The following is a 2,229-nucleotide window of genomic DNA, read 5'->3' as shown; positions in this document are numbered from 1 at the left end:
CGAGGTGCTACGTACGACAGGCTGTACGGCCAGGACGACACCTTCGGTGTTTTGGCCGACGCCGTGGGAGACAGCTCCGACATGGTGGAGGAACGTGGCACGGCCACTCAACGACTGAAGGCCGCTGAGTCGTTGCTGAACGTTGCGGACCGTGTCCCGTTCGACAGGCATATCAGCTCTCTGCTCCGCCAGGATGTGGTGGCTGCCTGCCCGGACGTCATCAAGGCGACCGTGGCGCGCGGTGTGGTTCGACTGACTGAGGAGTCTCCGCGCCATGACCTCGGCCTCCAACTGGCGTTGCTGATCGAGGCCGTGGGGCGTGTCGATCGGAGCTGGTCCGAGGAAGCCGCGTGCCACCTCGCAGCCGCGCATCCGGGAGAACGCGCGCTCAAGGAACTGTCAGCGAACCGCGATGGCCTACCTCTCGGCTGACGGAAAGTCGGACGAGTGCGGCGGCAAGGAGCAGCGGTGGAACCGTGCCTCGCAGGAGGTGCGGAACATCATCCAGCTGGTGAAGACGACGCTGGAGAAGAACGACGCGATGATGCAGTCGACGCCGACGAGGGCGAAGGCTGCGGTCGCACCATAGGCTGAGACATCGGCCGAACGGCTGAGCGTTGAACGCCCGCTGGCCGGGTGGACGGCCGGCGGGTTCGCCGGGACAAGACGCGCGACGTCGCACGGATTTCGGGGGTTTGTGGGTGTCTGGCTGGGATCTGCAGCCGCAGGGTATTTCGCAGGTGTTGAAGACGACGGGTGAGGCGGCGTCGCATCTGGAGAAGTATGCGAAGTCGTACGGGGAGCATTTGACGTCGGCGGCGACGCATGCGGGGACGATCTCGGCGGATGCTCCTGCCAAGGGGGGTGAGCAGGCGCAGGGGGGTCTGGTGGCGCTTGCGTTGTCGCAGTATGCGGAGCGTGCGGCGAAGGATCTGCAGTGGATCGCGGCGCGTGCGGGCAAGTCGTTGCAGGGTGTGGTGGATGCGACGACGGCGTATCTGCGGGGGGATGAGCAGATGGCGGCGGAGGCGCAGCACAAGGCGTTGGGTGCGCCGAAGGTGGACATGCCCGGTGGTGGCGGGAAGGCGGCGAAGGCGTGATCAAGCCGGAGGAGATCCCGCAGTTCACGGGGGATCTGGATGCGCTGGAGCGGGATTGTGCGGCGCTGACGAAGGATGCGGGTCATATCCGGGGGACGGGGTCGGACGTCCACAGCCGGTTCCAGGGGTTGTCGGCGTATTACAAGGCGCCTGAGGCGGAGCAGTTGTTCGCGACGACGGTGCCGGTGAAGGACCGGGCGGGGGCGTTCGCGGACGATCTGCAGAAGGTGTCGGGCGCGCTGTCGGGGTATGCGACCGAGGTGCGTCCTTTGGTGAAGAAGCTGGAGGACCTCAAGCGGGAGGCGGTCGCGTTCGTCGATTCGGTCAAGGACGACGACGAGTGGGAGTACGACGGGGACAAGGTCGACGAGCACAACCGGATCCGGGACGAGATCACGCAGACGGTGGCGGCGTTCTGGGCGGCGGAGCGCACCTGCCACAACAAGATCACCGCGCTGTGGCACGGCACCCAGATGGTCGCGGGCGATGGTTCGGAGAAGAAGAACCAGTACGGGTTCAACGCCGAGGACCTGAAGAACGCGAAGGTTCCCTGGGGTGAGCCGGTCGAGGAGAAGCATCACGCGTGGGAGATCGGTCACTGGGTCAAGTCGTTCGTGTGGGACGGTCTGATCGTCGACGGTGTGTGGGGGACGATCAAGGGTCTGGGCACGCTGGTCGGGTTCGGTGGCTGGGAGGCGATGGGGCAGGCGTGGAAGGGCCTGGCCCAGCTCGCCACCGGTATCGCCCTGACCGCGATCCCCGGAGTGGGCGCGGCGTTCTGGACCCTGCCGGACGACAAGCTGCCCTCCTGGATCCGTGACTCGCGCACCGCGATGAAGGAGACCGGCAAGGCGCTGGTCGCCTGGGACGAGTGGGGCAAGAACCCCGCCCGTGCCGCCGGAGCGGTCACCTTCAACGTGCTGACCACCGTGTTCACCGGTGGCGCGGGTGGTGCGGCCGCGGGTGCGGGCAAGGCCGGCGCGGCCGCCCGGGCGATCTCGCTCGCCGGCAAGGCGGGCCACTTCATCGACCCCATGACCTACATCGCCAAGGGCGCGGGCGCGGGACTGTCGAAGATCGGCGACATCACCAAGGGGCTCAGGGGCGTCGGCAACATCGACATCCCCAC

Annotated in this window: 2 protein-coding genes and 2 pseudogenes; all 4 read left to right on the top strand. The window is 67.0% G+C overall.

Going from position 1 to position 2,229, the window contains the following annotated elements:
- The coding region (locus AB0I83_RS31375) for a hypothetical protein (protein WP_363307042.1) at positions 1 to 432 on the top strand (432 nt) is incomplete at its 5' end.
- A pseudogene (locus AB0I83_RS31370) lies at positions 389 to 589 on the top strand (hypothetical protein); the annotation flags it as partial. The gene AB0I83_RS31375 and the pseudogene AB0I83_RS31370, both read left to right, overlap by 44 nt.
- Positions 590 to 701: 112 nt before the next feature.
- The gene (locus AB0I83_RS31365) at positions 702 to 1,100 is read left to right on the top strand and encodes a DUF6507 family protein (protein ID WP_125500861.1); all 399 of its coding nucleotides are present in this window, start codon (positions 702 to 704) and stop codon (positions 1,098 to 1,100) included.
- Positions 1,097 to 2,229, top strand: a pseudogene (locus AB0I83_RS31360) (protein phosphatase); the annotation flags it as partial. The gene AB0I83_RS31365 and the pseudogene AB0I83_RS31360, both read left to right, overlap by 4 nt.

This window comes from Streptomyces sp. NPDC049970 (assembly GCF_040660235.1).
Classification (GTDB): Bacteria; Actinomycetota; Actinomycetes; order Streptomycetales; family Streptomycetaceae; genus Streptomyces.
Note: the sequence above shows the minus strand (reverse complement) of the source record. Positions and strands in the feature narration are given on the sequence as shown.